Annotated in this window: 14 protein-coding genes and 2 pseudogenes; 8 read left to right on the plus strand and 8 right to left on the minus strand. The window is 65.3% G+C overall.

The genetic code is table 11. The features are described 5' to 3' along the window. Window positions 1–3: 3 nt before the first annotated feature. Together ACVW16_RS29775 and ACVW16_RS29780 are read right to left on the minus strand one after the other, a co-directional pair. Complete coding sequence (locus tag ACVW16_RS29775) at window positions 4–774, minus strand: SDR family NAD(P)-dependent oxidoreductase (RefSeq protein WP_456702575.1); 771 nt, start codon at window positions 772–774, stop codon at window positions 4–6. Between the two features lie 240 nt (window positions 775–1,014). Beyond that, complete coding sequence (locus ACVW16_RS29780) at window positions 1,015–1,302, minus strand: hypothetical protein (RefSeq protein WP_456702576.1); 288 nt, start codon at window positions 1,300–1,302, stop codon at window positions 1,015–1,017. A 114-nt stretch (window positions 1,303–1,416) separates the two neighbouring features. Between ACVW16_RS29780 and ACVW16_RS29785 the strand changes: the two genes are divergently transcribed. From ACVW16_RS29785 to ACVW16_RS29795, 3 genes are all read left to right on the plus strand, one after another. Continuing rightward, window positions 1,417–2,817 (plus strand): CoA transferase, encoded by a 1,401-nt coding sequence (locus ACVW16_RS29785; protein ID WP_456738493.1) that lies wholly within the window; start codon window positions 1,417–1,419, stop codon window positions 2,815–2,817. Between the two features lie 145 nt (window positions 2,818–2,962). Continuing rightward, window positions 2,963–4,207: an efflux RND transporter periplasmic adaptor subunit gene (locus tag ACVW16_RS29790; protein WP_456702578.1), complete on the plus strand. Its 1,245-nt coding sequence runs from the start codon at window positions 2,963–2,965 to the stop codon at window positions 4,205–4,207. A gap of 31 nt (window positions 4,208–4,238) precedes the next feature. Beyond that, window positions 4,239–7,355, plus strand: a complete 3,117-nt coding sequence (locus ACVW16_RS29795) for an efflux RND transporter permease subunit (protein WP_456702579.1) — start codon at window positions 4,239–4,241, stop codon at window positions 7,353–7,355. Window positions 7,356–7,363: 8 nt separating this feature from the next. Here the strand turns inward: ACVW16_RS29795 and ACVW16_RS29800 are convergent. Both ACVW16_RS29800 and ACVW16_RS29805 read right to left on the minus strand, forming a co-directional pair. Next, a pseudogene (locus ACVW16_RS29800) lies at window positions 7,364–8,315 on the minus strand (amidohydrolase family protein). Between the two features lie 204 nt (window positions 8,316–8,519). Next, the gene (locus tag ACVW16_RS29805; protein WP_456702580.1) at window positions 8,520–9,947 is read right to left on the minus strand and encodes a TolC family outer membrane protein; all 1,428 of its coding nucleotides are present in this window, start codon (window positions 9,945–9,947) and stop codon (window positions 8,520–8,522) included. Between the two features lie 216 nt (window positions 9,948–10,163). Between ACVW16_RS29805 and ACVW16_RS29810 the strand changes: the two genes are divergently transcribed. After that, window positions 10,164–12,023, plus strand: a complete 1,860-nt coding sequence (locus ACVW16_RS29810; protein ID WP_456734534.1) for an acetyl-CoA hydrolase/transferase C-terminal domain-containing protein — start codon at window positions 10,164–10,166, stop codon at window positions 12,021–12,023. A 37-nt stretch (window positions 12,024–12,060) separates the two neighbouring features. Here the strand turns inward: ACVW16_RS29810 and ACVW16_RS29815 are convergent. Further along, a pseudogene (locus ACVW16_RS29815) lies at window positions 12,061–12,841 on the minus strand (enoyl-CoA hydratase). A gap of 95 nt (window positions 12,842–12,936) precedes the next feature. After that, window positions 12,937–13,623: a hypothetical protein gene (locus tag ACVW16_RS29820; protein WP_456734535.1), complete on the minus strand. Its 687-nt coding sequence runs from the start codon at window positions 13,621–13,623 to the stop codon at window positions 12,937–12,939. Between the two features lie 291 nt (window positions 13,624–13,914). On the opposite strand from ACVW16_RS29820, the gene ACVW16_RS29825 reads away from it, so the two are divergent. Beyond that, window positions 13,915–14,460, plus strand: a complete 546-nt coding sequence (locus ACVW16_RS29825; protein WP_456702583.1) for a sigma-70 family RNA polymerase sigma factor — start codon at window positions 13,915–13,917, stop codon at window positions 14,458–14,460. A gap of 2 nt (window positions 14,461–14,462) precedes the next feature. After that, complete coding sequence (locus tag ACVW16_RS29830; RefSeq protein ID WP_456702584.1) at window positions 14,463–15,101, plus strand: NrsF family protein; 639 nt, start codon at window positions 14,463–14,465, stop codon at window positions 15,099–15,101. Here ACVW16_RS29830 and ACVW16_RS29835 read toward each other — a convergent pair. Both ACVW16_RS29835 and ACVW16_RS29840 read right to left on the minus strand, forming a co-directional pair. Continuing rightward, entirely contained in the window at window positions 15,098–16,198 is a 1,101-nt protein-coding gene (locus ACVW16_RS29835; RefSeq protein ID WP_456734536.1) for a DUF2336 domain-containing protein, read from the minus strand. The genes ACVW16_RS29830 and ACVW16_RS29835 overlap by 4 nt on opposite strands. 60 nt (window positions 16,199–16,258) lie before the next feature. Beyond that, the gene (locus tag ACVW16_RS29840) at window positions 16,259–17,416 is read right to left on the minus strand and encodes a GGDEF domain-containing protein (RefSeq protein ID WP_456734537.1); all 1,158 of its coding nucleotides are present in this window, start codon (window positions 17,414–17,416) and stop codon (window positions 16,259–16,261) included. A gap of 436 nt (window positions 17,417–17,852) precedes the next feature. Here ACVW16_RS29840 and ACVW16_RS29845 point away from each other — a divergent pair, with 436 nt between their 5' ends. Then, window positions 17,853–18,422, plus strand: coding sequence for a sigma-70 family RNA polymerase sigma factor (locus ACVW16_RS29845; RefSeq protein WP_456702587.1), 570 nt, complete (start codon window positions 17,853–17,855; stop codon window positions 18,420–18,422). Next, window positions 18,419–19,111 carry a hypothetical protein gene (locus ACVW16_RS29850; RefSeq protein ID WP_456702588.1) on the plus strand — a complete coding sequence of 231 codons (693 nt, stop codon included), beginning with the start codon at window positions 18,419–18,421 and terminating at the stop codon, window positions 19,109–19,111. The genes ACVW16_RS29845 and ACVW16_RS29850 overlap by 4 nt, the downstream gene beginning before the upstream one ends. The last annotated feature ends 6 nt before the right edge of the window (window positions 19,112–19,117 follow it).

A 19,117-nucleotide genomic window follows, 5' to 3' on the forward strand; every position in this document is an offset into this window, starting at 1 on the left:
GCTTCAGAAATTCACCCGGTTCGAGATCGCCCCGTCCACGACAAGATTGGCGCCCGTGGTGAACGCCGACACCGGGCTTGCCAGAAACACCGCCGCGCTCGCGATCTCCTGTGGCGTCGCCATGCGCCCCGTCGGATTTCGCTTCATCGCGTCATTGTAACGCTCGGGCATGTTCTGCTCGATCATGTTCCAGACGCCGCCCTTGAAGTAGACGGTGCCGGGCGAGACGACATTCACGCGGATCTTCTTCCTGGCATATTGCCGCGCCAGTCCCTTGGCCATGTGGATCAGCGCCGCCTTGATCGGGCCGTAGGAGCTGGCGAGATCGGCCTGCGCCGCCGAGATCGAGGAGATGATGACGAAGGCGGCATCGCCGCTCTTCTCGCCGCTGGCCTCGAGGAACGGCCGCGCCGCGTCGAATGCATGTACGGCGCCGAGCACGTCGAGCCGGAAATTCTGCTCCCACGATGCGGCATCGTGGCCTTGCGCCATGGCACCGGCATTGGCGAACAGCAGGTCGATGCCGCCGAGCTCCCTGGCCGCGCCCTCGACCCATGCCTTCAGCGCCGCGCCGTCGGTGACGTCAACGGGGCCGCCGGTGGCGTTGATGCCGCTCGCCTTTAATTCGGCAACGGTGGCCGCGACCTGCTCTGCATTGCGCGCACACACCGCGATATTGCTGCCTTCCGCGGCCAGCGTTGCCGCAATCGCTCGCCCGATGCCACGCGTGCCGCCGAGCACGATGGCGCTCTTTCCGTTGAGACCGAGATCCATTGGTTGGTTTTCCTTTTGATGATCGCTGCGGGAGTGTAGCTGCGTAACGACCGTCATCGCAAATGCAGCTGCAAGACCGTCACCCTGAGGCGCCGGAGCGTAGCGCAGGCCTCGAAGGGCGACAGCCCGGCTGCCACCTCGGCCGTTCATCCTTCGAGGCTCGACTTGCGATGCGTGGCATCGCAAGCCTCGCACCTCTGGATGACGGGACTCGCAGAAGACTCGGAGCAATTTCCAACCTTACTCCGGCGCAGCCCCCACCGGAGGGCCGCCGGGCGGGCGATGCAGGAAGGTCAGCGAGGCATAGGCGCCGACCCAGGAGCCGATCGCCGCAAAGGCGACATAGACGGCGTTCTCGGTGTAGCTGATCACGGCATAAGAGGAGAGCAGATACCAGATCGCGCTCCAGCTTGCGGCCGGTACGCGCTTGCGCGCGACCACGGCTGACGTAAACATCACATAGACAGCGTCGGTCGCCGCTGTTGCGACGAACACGGCGCCGGCGGTGAGGGGGGCGATGGCAGCCATTGCAATCCTTTCCGTGCTCATGGGATGGTCGCAACAAAGCTACAGCATGATCCGGAAATGTGCGCAGCGGTTTTCCGAAAAGATCATGCTCGCATGACAGGGACAGAGGCACCAATGCAAAGCCCCACCGACATCCTCCGCGACATCTGGACCTCCGCTGGCGGCCACACGGCCGCGCTCGACGGCGTGCATCTCACGGGCGAGGAGCCGCAGATCCCGTCCTCGTTCCGTGTCGCCGTCGCGGGCCAAGCGACAATCGGCGCCTCAGGCCTTGCTGCCGCAGAGATCTGGCGGCTGCGCAGTGGAGAGGCGCAGGACGTGACGGTCGATATGCGCCACGCGGTCGTCGAATGCCGCTCGGAACGTTATCTTCGGCTCGACGACAAGCGGCCGCCACCCGCCTGGGACGCCATCGCCGGCGTCTACAGGACCGGCGACGGCCGCTTCGTTCGCTGCCATACCAATTTCCCGCATCACCGCGACGCCGTCTGCAACGTGCTCGGCTGCGTGCCCGAGCGCGACAAGGTGCAGGCCGCGCTGATGCAATGGAACGGTGAGGATTTTGAAAGCGCGGCCTATGCCGCCGGCGGCGTCGTCGCGCTGATGCGCTCCTGCGACGAATGGTCGGCGCTGCCGCAGGCACGTGCACTTGCCGAGCTGCCGCTGGTCTCGATCGAGAAGATCGGCGATGCGCCGATCAAACCCTGGCCTGAAGGCGATCGTCCGCTCGCGGGCCTGCGCGTGCTCGATCTCTCCCGCGTCATCGCAGGTCCCGTCGCCGGCCGCACGCTCGCTGCCCACGGCGCCGACGTGCTGCTGGTCTCCGGGCCGGACCTGCCGGCGATTCCCTGGCTGACCATCGACACCGGTCGCGGCAAGCTCACCACCTTCATCGAGCTGAAGAGCGAGGCGGGCAGGGCGCAAATGCGTGAATTGCTGAAGGGCGCCGACATTTTCTCGCAAGGCTATCGGCCGCGCGCACTCGCTCACCTCGGCTTCTCGCCGGACGAGGCTGCGGAAATCAATCCCGGCATCGTCTACGTCACCCTGTCCGCCTATGGCCATGCCGGTCCCTGGGCCGAGCGGCGCGGGTTCGATTCGCTGGTGCAGACCACGACGGGCTTCAACCATGCGGAAGGAAAAGCAGCCGGTATCCATGGTCCCAAGGAATTGCCGGCACAGATGCTCGACCACGCCACCGGCTATCTGATGGCGTTCGGCGCGATGATGGCCAAGGCGCGCCAGGCCCGCGAAGGCGGCAGCTGGCACGTGCGTGTCTCGCTGGCGCAGACCGGACGTTGGCTGTGGAATCTCGGCCGGCTCGAGGGCGGTCTCAGCACCCCGGATCTTACGGGTGAGGCCGTACATACTGCGTTCATGGAAACCATGTCATCTGGCTTCGGCACGTTGAGGGCGGTGCGCCATTCGGCCGTGCTGTCGAGGACGCCGGCGCAATGGAGCCGTCCGGCGATGCCGCTCGGCAGCCACCCGCCGCAATGGCCGGCGCGAAGCTGACGTGAAGCTGACATGTCGCAAAATTTTAACGCAAACCGAAGGACGGCCAGCGTTTTTTAGGTTGTCTGAAATCTCAATTCGGCACTATTAGCGCGACCGATGAGGCAGTCGTCTGCCGAGTTCGTCGCAGACACGACCGGGCCCCATGGTAGCTGAAAAGACCAAGCGATTGCAGTTGCTTACAAAACGACGGGTGATCGCATCCGTAGTTTTACTGGCGCTTGCCGGGGCTGGTGCGTACGGCTTCCTCTCTGCCGGCGCCAAGGACAAGAAGAACTCCGAAGTCTCCAGCCAGTCGCGCAAAAACGCCCAGAATTTCAAGCCGACGCCGTCCGAATGGGCGACGCTGACGATCGAGCCGGTCAACGCCAAGACCTTCCGCGCGGAATACGTCACAGAGGGCAAGGTCGCAGTCGATGAGGACCGCTCGACACCGGTGTTCTCGCCCTATGCGGGCCGGGTGACAAAGCTGCTGGCCAAGCCGGGCGAGACCGTGACCCAGGGACAACCGCTGTTCACGATCGAGGCCGCCGACACCGTGCAGGCCCAGAACGATTTCATCGCGGCGATGACATCGCAGAACAAGGCAAAGTCGGCACTCGAGCTTGCCGACATCCAGTACAAGCGCGCCAAGGATCTCTATGAAGGCCGCGCCATCCCGCTCAAGGATTATCAGCAGGCGGAAGCGACCCAGGTTCAGGCGCAGAACGACATGCGCTCCGCGGTGACCGCGCTGGAGGCCGCCAACAACAAGCTGCGTATCCTCGGTTTCACCGACGCGACGATCAAGGCGTTCCAGGACAAGGGCACCATCAACCCTGAAATCACGATCTATGCGCCGCTCTCGGGCACGGTCGTGCAGCGCAAGATCGGCCCGGGGCAATATGTCAGCGCCGGCGCCAGCGATCCCGTCTTCGTGATCGGCGATCTTTCCACGGTCTGGCTCACCGCCTTCGTGCGCGAGAGCGACGCTGCGCAAGTCAGCGTCGGGCAAGACATCTCCATCAACGTGATGGCGCTGCCGGGCCGCCCGCTGACGGCCAAGATCAACTACGTCGCCGCCGCGATCGATCCGAACACCCGCCGCCTGCTGGTTCGCGCCACCATCGACAACAAGGACGGCCTGCTCAAGCCGGAAATGTTCGCCAACGTCACGATCTATTCGGCCGGCGATCGCGCGGCGCCTGCAGTGCCGAAGCAGGCGCTGATCTATGAAGGCGACCAGGTCCGCATCTGGGTCGCGCGTGAGGACAAGTCGGTCGAGCTCCGCCAGATCAAGATCGGCCTCATCAACGGCAACCTCGTCGAGGTGACCAGCAACCTGAAGCCCGGCGAACAGATCGTCGTCAAAGGCAGCCTGTTCATCGACCGCGCGGCGTCCGGTAGCTGATCGACGCCCCGAGAAAACTGCGAAAACCTGAATGGACCGTCTCGTCGCCCTAGCCGTCAACCGGCGCTTCCTGATGGTCGGCATGTTCGTCGCCGTGTTCATCGGCGGCCTGATCGCGTTCAACCAGCTCAACATCGAGGCCTATCCCGACCCGACCCCTCCGATGGTCGACATCGTCACCCAGAGCCCGGGCCTCTCGGCGGAAGAGATCGAGCGCTACATCACGATCCCGATCGAGACCCAGGTCGCGGGCCTGAAGAACCTGACGACCATCCGAACCATCTCGCTCTACGGCCTCTCCGACGTCAAACTGCAGTTTTCCTTCGCCTACACCTATGAAGAGGCGCTGCAGCAGGTCTTGAACCGCCTGGCGCAGCTCGCCCCGCTGCCGGGCAACGTGCAGCCGCAGATCTCGCCGCTGAGCCCGATCGGCGAAATCTTCCGCTATCGCCTGGTCGGCCCGCCGAACTACAGCGTGCTCGACCTCAAGACCATCCAGGACTGGATCCTGCAGCGCCGCTTCCGCTCCGTGCCCGGCGTGATCGACGTCACCGGGTGGGGCGGCAAGAGCAAGACCTATGAGATCCAGGTCGACAACAACAAGCTGGTCGCCAACGGCCTGACGCTGCCGCAGCTGCTGCAGGCAGTCAGCAACTCCAACGTCAATGTCGGCGGCAACACCGTCGATATCGGCCAGCAATCGGCCGTGGTGCGCGGCGTCGGCCTGATCCGCTCGATCGACGACCTCGCCAACACCATGGTTGCCCAGACCAACGGCAATCCCGTGCTGGTGAAGGACGTCGCCACCGTCACCGTCGGCCAGAAACCGCGACTTGGCATCGCCGGCCTCGACGATTCCGACGACATCGTGCAAGGCATCGTGCTGATGCGCCGCGGCGAGCAGAGCACGCCGACCATCAATCGCGTCGAGCAGCTCGTGAATCAGATCAACGGCTCGACCATCCTGCCGCCGGGCGTGCGCATCGAGCGCATCTATGACCGCAAGGACCTGATCGACCTCACCACCCACACCGTTCTGCACAACATGGTCGTGGGCATCCTGCTGATCGTGCTGCTGCAGTGGATATTCCTCGGCGATCTCCGCAGCGCGCTGATCGTCGGCGCCACGATTCCGTTCGCGTTGTTCTTCGCGGTGATCATTCTGGTGCTGCGCGGGGAATCGGCGAACCTGCTCTCGGTCGGCGCCATCGATTTCGGCCTGATCGTGGATGCCACCGTCATCATGGTGGAGGCGATCTTCCGCCGCCTGACGCAAACCACCCCGCCTTCGGAATCCGAGCACATGTCGCAAGAGACGCTGTTCGGCATGAAAAGTCACGCCATCCTCAGCGCCGCGGCCGACGTCTCGCGCTCGATCTTCTTCGCCGCCGCGATCATCATCGCGGCCTTCCTGCCGCTGTTCACGCTCTCGGGCGTCGAGGGCAACATCTTCGGACCGATGGCGCGCACCTATGCCTATGCGCTCGCCGGCGGCCTGCTTGCGACCTTCACCGTGACGCCGGCGCTATCGGCGATCATCCTGCCGGCGCATGTCGAAGAGACCGAGACCAGGGTGATGCAGGTCCTGCACCGGCTCTACATGCCGTTGCTGAACTGGGCCGTCGCCAACCGCACCATCGTGCTCGGCGGTGCGGTCGGCCTCGTGGTGATGACGATCCTCTTCGGGCGGCTGCTCGGCCTCGAATTCCTGCCCAAGCTCGAAGAGGGCAACCTCTGGATCCGCGCCACGCTGCCGCCGACCATTTCGCTCGAGGAGGGCAACACCTACGTCAACGAGATGCGCAAGCTGATCCGCGCCCGGCCCGAGGTCGAGTCCGTGGTGTCGCAGCACGGCCGCCCCGACGACGGCACCGACGCCGCCGGCTTCTTCAACGCTGAATTCTTCGCGCCGCTGAAGCCCGCGAGCGAGTGGCCCGGCACGCATGACAAGGAAGAGCTGACCGCGGAGCTGTTGAAGCAGCTCGACGATCGCTTCCCCGGCGTCGAGTTCAACTTCTCGCAATATCTCCAGGACAACGTCTCGGAGGCCGTCTCCGGCGTGAAGGGCGAAAACTCGATCAAGCTGTTCGGCAGCGACCTTCAGGCGCTGACCGACACCGCCAACAAGATCAAATCGGTGCTGGCGACGGTGCAGGGCATCACCGACCTCGCGGTGTTCACCTCGCTCGGTCAGCCGACCGTGCAGATCGACATCGACCGCGCCAAGGCCGCGCGCTATGGCCTGGCGCCCGGCGACATCAACGCCACCATCAAGGTCGCGATCGGCGGCGACACCGCCGGCGATCTCTACGAGCCGGGTAGCGATCGCCACTTCCCGATCATCGTTCGCCTTGCGCCGGAATATCGCCGCAGTGCGGAGGCGATCCAGAATATCAGGATCGGGGCGCCCGGGCCGAACGGCTCGATCACCCAGATTCCCCTCAGCGAGGTCGCTACGATCAACCTGGTCTCCGGCGCCGCCTACATCTATCGCGAGCAGCAGGAACGCTATTTGCCGATCAAGTTCTCGGTGCGTGAGCGCGATCTCGGCAGCGCGATCCGCGAAGCGCAGCAGAAGATCGCCGATCAGGTGCAGCTGCCGCCCGGCTCGCACATGGAATGGGTCGGCGAGTTCGGAAATCTCCAGGATGCGATCCGGCGCTTGTCGATCGTGGTGCCGATCTCGCTGGCGCTGATCGCCGTCCTGCTCTGGTTCAATTTCGGCTCGATGACCGACACGCTGCTCGCCATGAGCGTGATCCCAATGGCGATCTTCGGCGGCGTGCTCGGCCTGCTGATCACCGGCACCGCTTTCAGCGTCTCGGCGGCGATCGGGTTCATTGCGCTGTTCGGTATCGCCGTGATGGACGGCATCATCATCCTGTCGCAGTTCAACCAGCTGATTGATGAAGGCATGGACCGCCTGGGCGCGGTGATCCGTACCGGCGAATTGCAGCTCAGGCCGGTGCTGATGACCTGCGTCGTTGCCGGCGTCGGCCTGCTGCCGGCCGCGCTGTCGGGAGGTATCGGCTCGCAGGTGCAAAAGCCGCTCGCGGTCGTGGTCGTCACCGGCATGATGCTGGCGCCGCTCGTGATCCTGGTGACCTTGCCGGTGCTGATCTCGTTCTTCTCCCGCCGCGCGCGCTGACGCCGCCCTCAAAATTCGTAGAGCCGCGCCGGATTGTCGACCAGGATCTTCTTGCGCACATCGGCATCCGGTGCCCACACCGGAAGCTGGTTGAGCAGGCGGCCGTCGTCGATCTGGTGGAACGGCGCGATGTCCGTGGCCTTGCGGCCTTCGACCTGCGCCGAATCCGGATGCGGCCAGTCGGTGCCCCAGACGATGCGGTCCGGATTCGCAGCGATCAATGCGCGCGCATACGGCGCCATGTCCTGATAGTCGGGCGCGAGATGTGAGGAGCGATAGGCGCCGGAGATCTTCACATAGGCCTTGCCGGATTTGACGAGCGCGATGAGGTCGGCAAAGCCGGGCTGCGCGAGTCCGTGCGCAGCCTCGAGCCCAACCAAAGTGGTCGAACACAGCGTGCACCGGTGAGGCCAGCACGAGATCCTTGATCGCCGAGATCATCGCCGGCGTGGTGTACAGCTGCACATGCCAGCCGCGGGCCGTCATGCGCTCGACCGCAGCGGTGAAGCGGGCGCGGCCGACATCGGGATTGTTGATGCCGTCGGTCGCCAGATTGATGCGGATGCCGCGAAAGCCGTCCGCATGCATCGCGTCGAGCTGGGCTTCCGTGGTGTTGTCGTCGATCACGGCCACGCCGCGCGCGGTGGCGCCGCGGGCCTTGATGCCGAACAGGCTGGCGGAATTGTCGGTTCCGTAGACGCTCGGCGTGACGATCACCACGCGCTCGATATGCAGCGCCTTGTGCAGCGCCGCCATCTCTTCCGGACTCGCAGGTCCCGGCGTATAGACGCGCCCCGCGAAGAACGGAAACTGTTCGACATCGCCATGGATGTGCGTATGGCAATCGCAGGCATGCGCAGGCATGTCGAAATCGACCGGCGTCGCGGGTTGCGCGGCTCGCGCGTAGATCTTGTCGGTCATGGCTGCTCCGGCGTTGCGACAGGCGCCGAAAGATAGCATATCAGCCTGGCCGTCCCGCCACGTCACTGCATAGCTGCTCGACCAACTCCGCAACCGGCCGCGAACCGTCGACGCGGACGACCGGACGGGGCAGACCCGTAAGCCAGGCCTCATGTTTTGCGAGACTGCGGCCCTCGCGATCACCGGCTTCGTAGTGGCAGGCCCATTCGACGAAGTCTCCTCGCTCGACCCGAGGATTCGAAATTACTGCCCCGACGGCGTGCGCAGGCCGTGCCAGGCGTCGCGGACCTGATGGTAGTGCACCTCGGGCAAATAGTCCGGCGTGTTCAGGCTCAGCGTCTTGACGTCGAGATGGCCGACGGCGCTGAGCAGCGTGTAGGAGGCGATGACGCGGTCGCGCAGTGCGCCGATCAGGCGAGCCTTGGCCTGGATCAGGTCAGCCTGCGAGTTCAGCACGTCCACCGTGGTACGCTGTCCACCGGCGGCCTCGCGCTGCACGCCCTGGAGCGCAACCGTTGCGGCCTTCACCTCGGACTCCGAGGCGGACACCGCGATCTTGGCGCCCTCATTGGCGACCCATGCGCTGACAGCCGCGGTGCGCGCCTGGTTGCGCACCTGGTCGAGCACCAGGCGGCTCTGCGCCGTCACCTCCTTGGCCTGTCGCGTCTGTGAAGCGGCCTGGCCACCGTCATAGATGGGCGCGGTGACGTTGGCGACGATCGAGGCCTGGTCGGTGCCGAAGGTGCCGAGCGTCTGGTCGCTGTCGCGGCTGCGGCTGACGCTGCCCTGGAGGCTGGCGCTGGGCAGCAGCGCGCCTTCGGCCACGCGGATGTTGGTCGAGGCGACGTCGACGTCGAAGCTAGCCGCCATCACCGCCGGATGTTCGTGGATCGCCATCGCGATCGAATCCTCGCGGCTCTTCGGCAGATAGCGATCGACAACCTCGGCGGGCCGAAGTGCGGAGGGCGCATTGCCGATCACCTGCGAATAAGTCGCCTGGCTCACCGCGAGCGCGACCTCGGCGGCGTTCAGATCGGAAAGGCCTCGATTGAGGCGGGCCTCGGCCTGCGCGGTATCGGTCGGGGTGACGTCGCCGGCGTTGAGGCGGCGCTGGGTGATGGACAGCGTCTCGCGCAGGAAGGCGACGTTGGAGCGTTGCGCTTCAACCAGCGACTGGTTCGCCAACACGTTGGTGTAGGCGGTCACCGCGTCGAGCAGCACGCCCTGACCGACATTGCGCAGGGCTTCGCGGCCGGACTGCACCTGGAGTTCGGCAACCCGCACGCTGTTGGCGGTCCGGAAGCCGTTGAACAGCGTCTGCGACACCGTGACCCCGATGGTCCAGGGCTTCAGAGTTGCTGTCTGGATGGTGTTGTCAGGAAGCAGGTTGCGCACCGCCTGCAGGCCGGCGCTGAGGCTAGCCACGATCTGCGGCCGATAACCGGCCAGCGCCTGGGGCACGTTCTCGTCGGTGGCGCGCTGCCTTGCGCGCTCGGCATTGAGCTGTGGATTGGTCTGGTAGGCCTTGACCAGCGCTTCCGGCAGGGCCTCCGCACGGGCCGTCGCGGGCAGGCAGCAGAGCGCCAATGTCGTCCATGCCGCCAGGACAGGACCCACGCCCGATCGATGCCGCGTCATCACGCGACCAGCTCTGGCGGCACGCCCAATCATGTAATCCTGCAAAACCCCGGCTGTCCGCCCCCGCCGACGGCGGCTCTCTTAACTGTTTACCCAGCGGCGGTCCCGCAGGCAAACTGCCGCGGGGAAAACCTCCATGTATTCCGTGCTTGTTGCAGGTGCGTCACACACCCAACCCAGCCCAAATGCGCTATAGGGTCCCACAGTCCAATTCTGTCAGGTGCCTGTCATGCGGTCCGGACGCCACGGATGACGCCGACGTTCTTCTCCGATCCCGATGCGCTCGCCGAGGAGATCATTCGCGACGTCGGAACCGATCTGGTGGTCGGACTGCCGCTTGGCCTCGGCAAGGCCAATCATGTGGTCAACGCGCTCTATGCGCGAGCCTGCGCCGACTCTGACATCAAGCTGACATTGCTGTCGGCGCTGACACTGGAGAAACCAAGGCCGAAGGCCCTGATCGAACAGCGGTTCATCATGCCCGTGATCGACCGCCTGTTCGGCTCGTATCCCGATCTGGCCTATGCCGATGCGCTGCGCGAAAATCGGCTGCCGCCCAATATCAACGTCGTCGAATTCTTCTTTCTCGCCGGGCGCTGGCTGCACGTGCCGATCGCGCAGCAGAACTACATCTCGGCCAATTATACCCATGCGGCGGGCTATCTGCTGGCGCGCGGGATGAACGTGGTGACACAGTTGGTGGCCAAGCGCATCATCGACGGCGTGCCGCGCTACAGCCTGTCCTGCAACACCGACACGACGCTGGATGTGCTGCGCGAGCGCCGTGCCGGACGCGCGGCGTTCAAGCTGATCGCGCAGGTGAATTCCGAACTGCCGTTCATGCCGGGCGAGGGCGATCTCGCGGCCGACGAGTTCAGCGCCGTGCTGGACAGCGCAGCGACCGACTTTCCGCTGTTCGCGCCGCCCTCGGCGCCGATCTCGGATACCAAATATGCCGTTGGCCTCAACGCGGCGGCCCTCGTGCGTGACGGCGGCACGTTGCAGATCGGCATCGGGCAGGTCGGCGATGCGGTGGCGCAGGGCCTGATCCTGCGCCATCGCAACAGCACGGCGTTTCGCGAGATTGTCGCTCGGTTGTCTCCAACGCGACCAGCCGTCGCGCAGGAAGCCGGTGCTTTCGAGGCCGGCCTTTACGGCGTCAGCGAGATGGTCACGGAGGCGTTCATCGGCCTGATCGACGCCGGCATTCTCAAGCGCGCCATCGACGGCGTGGTGTTGCACGGCGCCTTCTTTCTCGGCCCCAAATCGTTCTATCGCGCGCTGCGCGAGATGCCGCCGGACCGGATCGCGGGGATCCGGATGATGCCTGTGTCGTTCACGAACGAGATCTACGGCGCGGAGGATGAGAAGCGGCGCGCCCGCGTCGATGCACGCTTCATCAATGTCACCATGATGGCGACGCTCCTGGGCGCGGCTGTGTCGGACGGACTTGACGACGGGCAGGTCGTGAGCGGTGTCGGCGGCCAGTACAATTTCGTGGCGCAGGCCTTTGCGCTTCGTGGGGCGCGATCGGTCCTGACCTTCGAAGCGACCCGGCAGACCGGCGGCGCGCCGCAATCCAATATCCTCTGGCATTACGGACACGAGACGATTCCGCGGCATCTGCGCGACGTCTTCGTCACCGAGTACGGCGTTGCCGATCTCAGGGGAAAATCGGACGCCGACGTGATCGCGGCCATGCTGGGGATTGCTGACTCGCGCTTCCAGGACGAGTTGGTGCGGATGGCTAAGGACGCCGGCAAATTGCCGCGGGGCTACGAGATCCCTGCGGTCCGGCGCGAAAATCATCCTGAGCGGATCGCGGCAGCGCTCAAGCCCGCACGCGAGGCCGGGCTGCTGCCGTCGTTTCCGTTCGGCTCTGATTTCACCGAGGTGGAGCAGCGCCTCATTCCGGCGCTGGAGATATTGCAAAACGCGCAACATTCATCGCGTGCGCTGGCGAGCCTGCTGTGGCTGGGGGTGATGCGAAAGCCTGATACGGCCGATCAGGCCTGTCTCGCACGCCTCGGCCTCGATCGCCCCAAAACCTGGCCGGAGCGCTTCTATCGCGCGCTGGTCAGCGCGGCCCTCGAGCAGAGCCGCGCCTGATCTCGGTGTCGTCCCGGCCTTCGGCGCGACGACGGAGCTATCGGTTCTTGTTCACCGGCTTGCGCTTCTCGATGAACGCGGCCATGCCCTCGGAGCGGTCTTCCAGCGCGAAGGTCGCGTGGAATAGATTGCGCTCCACGCTCATGCCTTCGGCCAGCGTGGTCTCGAAGGCGCGGTTGACTGCTTCCTTGGCCATCGCCACCGCGGCGCCGTGACATCGCCGCGATCTTCTCCGCGGCCGCCATGGTTTCGTCCATCAGCCTGTCGGCGGGTACGATGCGGCTGACGAGGCCCGAGCGCTCGGCTTCCGCCGCATCCATCATGCGACCGGTGAGGCAGAGATCCATCGCCTTGGATTTGCCGATCGCGCGGGTCAGGCGCTGGGTGCCGCCGATGCCGGGGATGGTACCGAGCGTGATCTCGGGCTGGCCGAACTTGGCGGTATCGGCGGCGATGATGAAATCACACATCATGGCGAGTTCGCAGCCGCCGCCGAGCGCGTAGCCCGCGACCGCCGCGATGGTCGGCTTCCGGCAGCGCGCGATGCGGTCGCCGCCGATCGCGGCGAAATCCTCGGAGAACATGTCGATGAAGCTCTTCGGCTGCATCTCCTTGATGTCGGCACCGGCGGCAAAGGCCTTTTCGCTGCCGGTCACGACGATGCAGCCGATCGCGTCATCGGCTTCGAGATCGTCGACGGCCGCGGCAATCTCGCGAAAGACGCCGAAGGAGAGCGCGTTGAGCATCTTCGGCCGGTTCAGCTTGATGAGGCCGACCGCGCCCTGGCTTTCGACGATGATGTGTTCGAACGTGCTCATGCTCCACCCACGCGTTTGATTGGGCGGGCAATGTGCCCGCTGGCGCGGATGCCTTCAAGGGGCTGGAACGCGCGAGGTGAGCGCGTCCCGAGGACTCAGGCCATGAACATGCGCGCGGCGGAGGCCAGCGTCAGCAGCGTGCCGACGCCAATGAAGATCTTGCCGATCAGGGAGCTCTGATCCCAGGCCGAGCTCGGCTGGCTGCTCGCCATCACTGGCGCCGGGCGCGGCTGTGCGTCGGTTGCTGCGATCACCGTCTTTTGCGCCCCCGGGTTGTCCTGTTGCAGGGCTCGGTCGAGGTCGTTGAGCTGATCGGCGGCCACGACCTGGTTCTCGGCGCCAGCCGCAGCGGGACTATCGGCCGCCGCCTGCATATCGTCGTTGGCGCGGCCAGTCATCGCCGACGCCGCGGCCGCAGGCGTCGTGTCGGCCGCGGCGACCTGCGCGTTGGCATTGGCAACTTCCGGCGGCATCTGGTTCGACGGCGGGGCGTCGTTGGCGGCCTTGTTGTCTGCCTGTTTGTCTGTCTTGGCCTCGTCCGCAGGGGGCGTCGCGTCCGCGTTGTTGGTCTTGTCGTCGGATTTCTGCGCCGTCTTGCTGTCGGTGTGGCGGCGAGAGGCGTGGTGCCGGTGCTTGCTTGGCTTGGCCGCATCGGTCTGTTTGCTCGCCTCTTCCGGCTTTGAGCCTGTGGCAGAACTCGGCGCGGCCTGCACTGCCGCTCCGAACAGCAGCAATAGTCCGGCCAAAACGATCCATGCCGCGCGCCCGCTGGCTTTCATCATGTTGACGATCTCCCCAATTCGCCCGTCCCGGTACCGAACAGAGACCCCGCTGCATGACGACAGCGGGGCAAAATATGGGAATCTTCGGGCCACACCGGGCAAATCCGGGGCAAACCGGCCGGCCGCGGCGGCCTGCCGGATGCGGGAGGCTTCGATCGGTGTTATGAGCCCTGACGCAGCTTCTGCGGCTGCTTCGGGGCAGGATCCGGCTATGATCACGACTTCGTGATCGTGCGAGCCGGGGCGTAACAAATTGAAAAAGCGGCCGAATTGCAATGATGAGGGGCGCGCGTGCGCGGACGTGAGGACGAATGGACCGGCCTGATGCGGTCGGCCATGGCAGGCGATGATGCGGCGTATCATCGGCTGTTGAAGGCGGTCACGCCGGTGCTGCGCGCCGCCGCGAGGCGCGGCCTGGCCCGGGCCGGGCAGCCCCCTGACCAGGCTGAGGATATCGTGCAGGAGATTTTGTTGGCGGTGCATCTGAAGCGGCACACCTGGGACAGCGAAGCGCCCTTCGCGCCCTGGCTGTTCGCGATCGCGCGCAACAAGCTGATCGATGCGCTCAGGCGCCGCGGTCGGCGCATCTTCGTCAACATCGACGATTTCGCCGAGACGCTGCCCGGCGAAGCGCCACAGGAGACGGCCTCGACGGGGGAGATCACCACGCAGCTCAACACGCTGCCGCAGCGCCAGCGCGACGTGTTGCAGTCGATCGCGGTCGACAGCGCCTCGATCAAGGACACGGCGGCGAAATTTGCGATGAGCGAAGGTGCGGTGCGGGTCGCGCTGCATCGGGGGCTTGCGGCCCTGACCGCCAAACTACGGGACCGCTAGGCATGGACACCGATCAACTCATTCGCACGCTCGCGGCCGACAACGCCCGCCGCGCCCCGCGCGTGGGCGCCTTGCTGACCACGGGACTGCTGGTCGCGGCGCCCTTGTCGATCCTGATCTTCGCGACGTTCCTCGGCGTGCGCTCGGACGTGATGAGCGCCATGCACAACCCGTTCTTCGACATGAAGTTCGCGGTCACGCTGTCGCTCGCGATCCCCGCGATCATCATCAGCCTGCATCTGTCGCGGCCGGAAGCCTTGATGCGCGGCTGGGGCTGGCTCCTGCTGCTGCCTGTGGGATTGCTTGCAGTCGCGATCGGCAGCGAGGCGATGATGGCGCCGGCCATGCCGATGGCGATGCGTCTCGTCGGCAAGAACTCGCGGGCGTGCCTGTCGGCGATTCCCGCAATGTCGCTGCCCTTGCTGGCGGGCGCGTTGTTCGGCCTGCGCCACGGCGCGCCGTCCCGGCCTGCGCTGGCCGGCGCGCTGGCCGGCCTGTTGTCGGCCGGGCTCGCCGCCACCCTTTACGCCTCGCATTGCACGGACGACTCGCCGCTGTTCGTCGCGACCTGGTACACCATCGCGACCGCGCTGGTGACCGCGATCGGCGCGGTAGTCGGGTCGAAGGTCTTGCGGTATTAGGCCGCCGACGTCGTGCCCTGCATGCGGTGGAAGCGCAGCACCTGCTGGGCAGTGGAGCTGCGCAGGCCCTCATAGGTGTCGCGCAGCGTCAGCATGTCGGCCTTCGGCCCGCCCGAGAGTTTTTCGCGCATGGCGATGATCGCGCGAACGCTCGCCCATTGCATGCCGGCGACCTTGGCGAGGATCATCAGACCCTCGACCTGACTCTCGATCATCATGTTCTCGGCGGTCTCGACCGGAACGTCGGCGAGCGCCGCGAGCCCGGCATTGGCCTCGTCGAACTTGCCCTGCTCGGCGAAGGTCGCGACCTGGATTTCGGTCAAACGGCCGTCGTCATGGAGCGATTTAACCAGCGCGCGTGCCATCTCGGTCTGCTTGGTCATGGCGGCGGCGCGGACCCGCTGCGCGGCCTCCTGGACCACGCTGGAGACTTCGTCCGCGAGTCCAGGATGGGCGGCCTCCAGCTTCCTGCGGACGCTCAGCGACGCCTTGGCGACCAGTTTCAGATAATGATGCCGCGGCAGGTCGGGCCGCAGGCCGATGCAGGCGGCAAGGTCGTCGTCGCGCTCGGCGCGGGTGACGAGATCGGTCAGGCTGCCCTCGGAGAGCCGCGCGCCCGGATTATTGACCGTCGACTGCACCACGTCTTGGTTGCCGCGCGTCACCAGCACGTCGGTCAGTGCTTCGGACAGCACTCGCCGCAGCGAGATCGCCTTGAGGTGGGCCTGGCTCTTGCGGCGCGCGATATCGATCAGGGTCGTTTCGTCCAGCCGCTCTGATTTCGACAGCACGGGACCTGCGACCTCGATGACGTCGTCGAGCGCAAGCGTACGGATGATCTGCGGCGGCGCGGCTGCGACCGGGGCGAGGCGGTCGGCGAGCAGCGCCCTCGCCGAGGTCTCGATCTGCTCGATCAGGCATTGGAAGACGTCGTCGAACACCCGGACATGGTCCTCGGTATAATCCGCCACGTTGTTGAGGAAGAGATCGGTGACCCGGCGCAGCGTCTCGACCCGTCGGGCTACGGTGCCGTGCGCGAGCGCCGACTGCAATTCGTCGAGGATGTTTTCTGATGATTTGACGGATTTGGATGTCATGGCCCTGTCCTGGAGCGTTCGGTCCGGCGCGTTCATGCCCGCCGGCAAAAAATGGATTGGTCAGCTCGTGGCAATGCGGTTGCGCCCCTGAGCCTTGGCGGAATAGAGCGCGCTGTCGGCGCGCGCGAGAAATGTGTCGGCAGTATCATTGTCGCGCAGCGTCACGACGCCGGCGGAAATCGTCACGCGCATGCCGGGCGAGAATGCGCTCCAGTCGAGATCGGCGACGATGCCGCGCAGCCGGTCGAGCATGTGCGATGCGGCGTTGCTCTCGGTGCCCGGCAGCAGGAGCAGAAACTCCTCGCCGCCATAACGACCGAAACGGTCGCCGGGGCGGATGTTGGCGAACATGGTGATGGCGAAGGTCCGCAGCACCTCGTCGCCGATGGGATGGCCGTGGGCGTCGTTGATGCGCTTGAACCAGTCGAGATCGATCAGCGCGATGGCGCATGGCGCGGCGGCCTGCCGCGACTTCTCGATCTCTGCATCGAGAAGCCGCATGATGCTGCGGCGGTTGTAGGAGCCGGTCAGCTCGTCGAGCTCGGCGAGCTCCTCGATGCGCCGATAGGCCGCCTTCAGCTCGATGCTGCGCCGATACAGGATCTTGCGGAGCGTGGCGCCGAACAGGCCGAGGAAGGCGCACTGGCCGATCACCAGCACGAAGCACAGCATCGACGCGATCCGTTCGAGCCGGGTCGCAACCGGCATGCCGATCGGCAGATCGGAGCCGAGGAACACGGCCGCAAGCGCGACCGTCGCGATTGCCCATGTCAGCATCGCCTGGGCCGGGGTCATGCGCAGCGTGCCGAAGGCGAAGATCAGGAACAGCACGCTGATGAAGGCGATCCCGATCGTCGGCACCGACACCAGGAAAATGAATTGCAGCGCCATGTGCGCCGAGATCTGGAAGACCGTGAGATAATGGTCGTCGCGCTTCTCGCCGACGCCGGCCTCCGACATCACGGTGAAGATGCCGATGATCAGGAGGCCGCCGACCCAGAACAGCGATGGAACGTTGATGTGGATGGCGCCGTCATAGGCATAGAGCAGCAGCACGGCGGCGCCGAGCGAATAGCTCACGGCCTGGCCGATATACATCTGGCGGCGCTGGCGGGCCCGGCGCGCCAGCACTGCGGGTGCGGCCGCCTCGGGCGCGAGGACGATATCCGCGACCTCTGCGGCACTCCTCTCCGGAAAGGACGTCGCGGCCGTGCTCATGGTCCTCGCCAAAGGGTGGATGTCAGCCTAAAAAATCTACGTGGCAAGCCTTTAGGTTTGGTATCCTTTTGCACCGAATCCCGGGGGCGCCGCGCGGAGAAGGGTGTTGTGGCAGCACGGGATTCGGCGGTCATTAGGATCCCCAGGCGATATCGCCGGACCAAATACGGCGCCGCGCGACATATGGTTCACATGGCCGTGACGCATCGGCGCATCGAGCCGTCCGCGTCGGCCACGGTAAGTCCGCAACAGAGTATTTCCGTATTATGTTACCGTCCTCGAGCCCCAACACCGACCGCCTCCGGTACGACGAGAAAATCGCGCGCATGTGCGGTAGATCACACAGTTCCCGGCATGACTTGGATAGGTTGGAGAATTTCGCGCCTCCCGTCGAACCGTCCCCCGCCTCGACCCGACCAATCTTGCGAGACGGGCTTTGAGCGTGACACAGGCGGCTACGGACGAGGTCCTGATCGCCAGGATCGCCCAGGGTGACCGGCTCGCCATGCAGGTGCTGTACGGGCGGCACCATGTCAGGGTTTACAGGTTCGGGCTGAGGCTCGTGCGGGACGAGCAGACGGCGGAAGACCTCATCAGTGAGGTTTTTCTGGATGTCTGGCGTCAAGCCGGCAAATTCGAGGGCCGATCCGCCGTTTCCACCTGGCTGCTGGCAATCACCCGATTCAAGGCCCTCTCTGCGCTTCGTCGCCGAAAGGATCTTGAATTGGACGACGAGGCCGCCAATGCGATCGAGGATTCATCCGACAATCCAGAAACGGCGGTTCAGAAGAAAGATACCAGTGAAGCGTTGCGGGAGTGTCTGACGGGCCTCTCGCCGGACCATCGGGAAATCGTCGACCTCGTCTATTACCACGAGAAATCGGTGGAAGAGGTGGCCGAGATCGTCGGCATCCCGGAGAACACGGTAAAGACGCGCCTCTTCTATGCGCGCAAGAAATTGGCCGAACTGCTGCAGGCAGCCGGCATTGAGCGAGGCTGGCCATGATGGCTTTGAGCAAGAAGATGCTGGAGCGAGAGCCCGGGGAGATCGAGTTGCTGCTGCCGTGGTACGCCGCCGGAACGCTGAACCCGCGCGACACCCGACGCGTCGAGGAAGCGCTTGCCGGCGATCCGGAGCTCGCAAAGCAATATGCGGCGATCCGCGGCGAATACGAAGAGACCATCCACCTGAATGAGAGCCTGGGTGCTCCGTCGGCGCGCGCGATGCAGAAGCTGTTCGCCGCAATCGACGCTGAGCCCGCGCGGGCGACCCGTTCGTTGCCGCTCCCGGCGCGTATCGCCACGTTCTTCGCGAGCCTGTCGCCGCGCACGCTGGCCTGGTCCGCGACCCTTGGCGCGATCGCGCTGCTGCTCCAGGCCGGCATCATCGGCGCCGTCTTGATGCAGACCCAGCCCGCGACCTTCCAGACTGCTTCGCTCTCGACCGGTGCGCCGGTCATGCGCGAGCTCGGGGCGGCTACACCTTCGCGGGCGCTGGTGCGCTTCACGCCGGAGGCGCGCGTCGCCGACATCACCGCGCTGCTCGACAATTACCAGGCCTCGATCATCGGCGATGCCAAAGGCGGCATGTTCCGCCTCCAGTTCGACAAGGCGATGAGCCAGGACGAGCTCACTGCGTTGCTCGCCAGAATGCAGCGCGAGAAGTTCGTCAACCTCGCCGTCGCGGCGCCTTAAGGCCGC

Source organism: Bradyrhizobium sp. USDA 4474 (assembly GCF_054057515.1).

Excerpts from the sequence above, each read along its gene's own strand:
- ACVW16_RS29775 (WP_456702575.1), bottom strand. The coding sequence starts at position 774 with ATGGATCTCGGTCTCAACGGAAAGAGCGCCATCGTGCTCGGCGGCACG.
- ACVW16_RS29780 (WP_456702576.1), bottom strand. The coding sequence starts at position 1,302 with ATGGCTGCCATCGCCCCCCTCACCGCCGGCGCCGTGTTCGTCGCAACA.
- ACVW16_RS29785 (WP_456738493.1), top strand. The coding sequence starts at position 1,417 with ATGCAAAGCCCCACCGACATCCTCCGCGACATCTGGACCTCCGCTGGC.
- ACVW16_RS29790 (WP_456702578.1), top strand. The coding sequence starts at position 2,963 with ATGGTAGCTGAAAAGACCAAGCGATTGCAGTTGCTTACAAAACGACGG.
- ACVW16_RS29795 (WP_456702579.1), top strand. The coding sequence starts at position 4,239 with ATGGACCGTCTCGTCGCCCTAGCCGTCAACCGGCGCTTCCTGATGGTC.
- ACVW16_RS29805 (WP_456702580.1), bottom strand. The coding sequence starts at position 9,947 with ATGATTGGGCGTGCCGCCAGAGCTGGTCGCGTGATGACGCGGCATCGA.
- ACVW16_RS29810 (WP_456734534.1), top strand. The coding sequence starts at position 10,164 with ATGACGCCGACGTTCTTCTCCGATCCCGATGCGCTCGCCGAGGAGATC.
- ACVW16_RS29820 (WP_456734535.1), bottom strand. The coding sequence starts at position 13,623 with ATGATGAAAGCCAGCGGGCGCGCGGCATGGATCGTTTTGGCCGGACTA.
- ACVW16_RS29830 (WP_456702584.1), top strand. The coding sequence starts at position 14,463 with ATGGACACCGATCAACTCATTCGCACGCTCGCGGCCGACAACGCCCGC.
- ACVW16_RS29835 (WP_456734536.1), bottom strand. The coding sequence starts at position 16,198 with ATGACATCCAAATCCGTCAAATCATCAGAAAACATCCTCGACGAATTG.
- ACVW16_RS29840 (WP_456734537.1), bottom strand. The coding sequence starts at position 17,416 with ATGAGCACGGCCGCGACGTCCTTTCCGGAGAGGAGTGCCGCAGAGGTC.
- ACVW16_RS29850 (WP_456702588.1), top strand. The coding sequence starts at position 18,419 with ATGATGGCTTTGAGCAAGAAGATGCTGGAGCGAGAGCCCGGGGAGATC.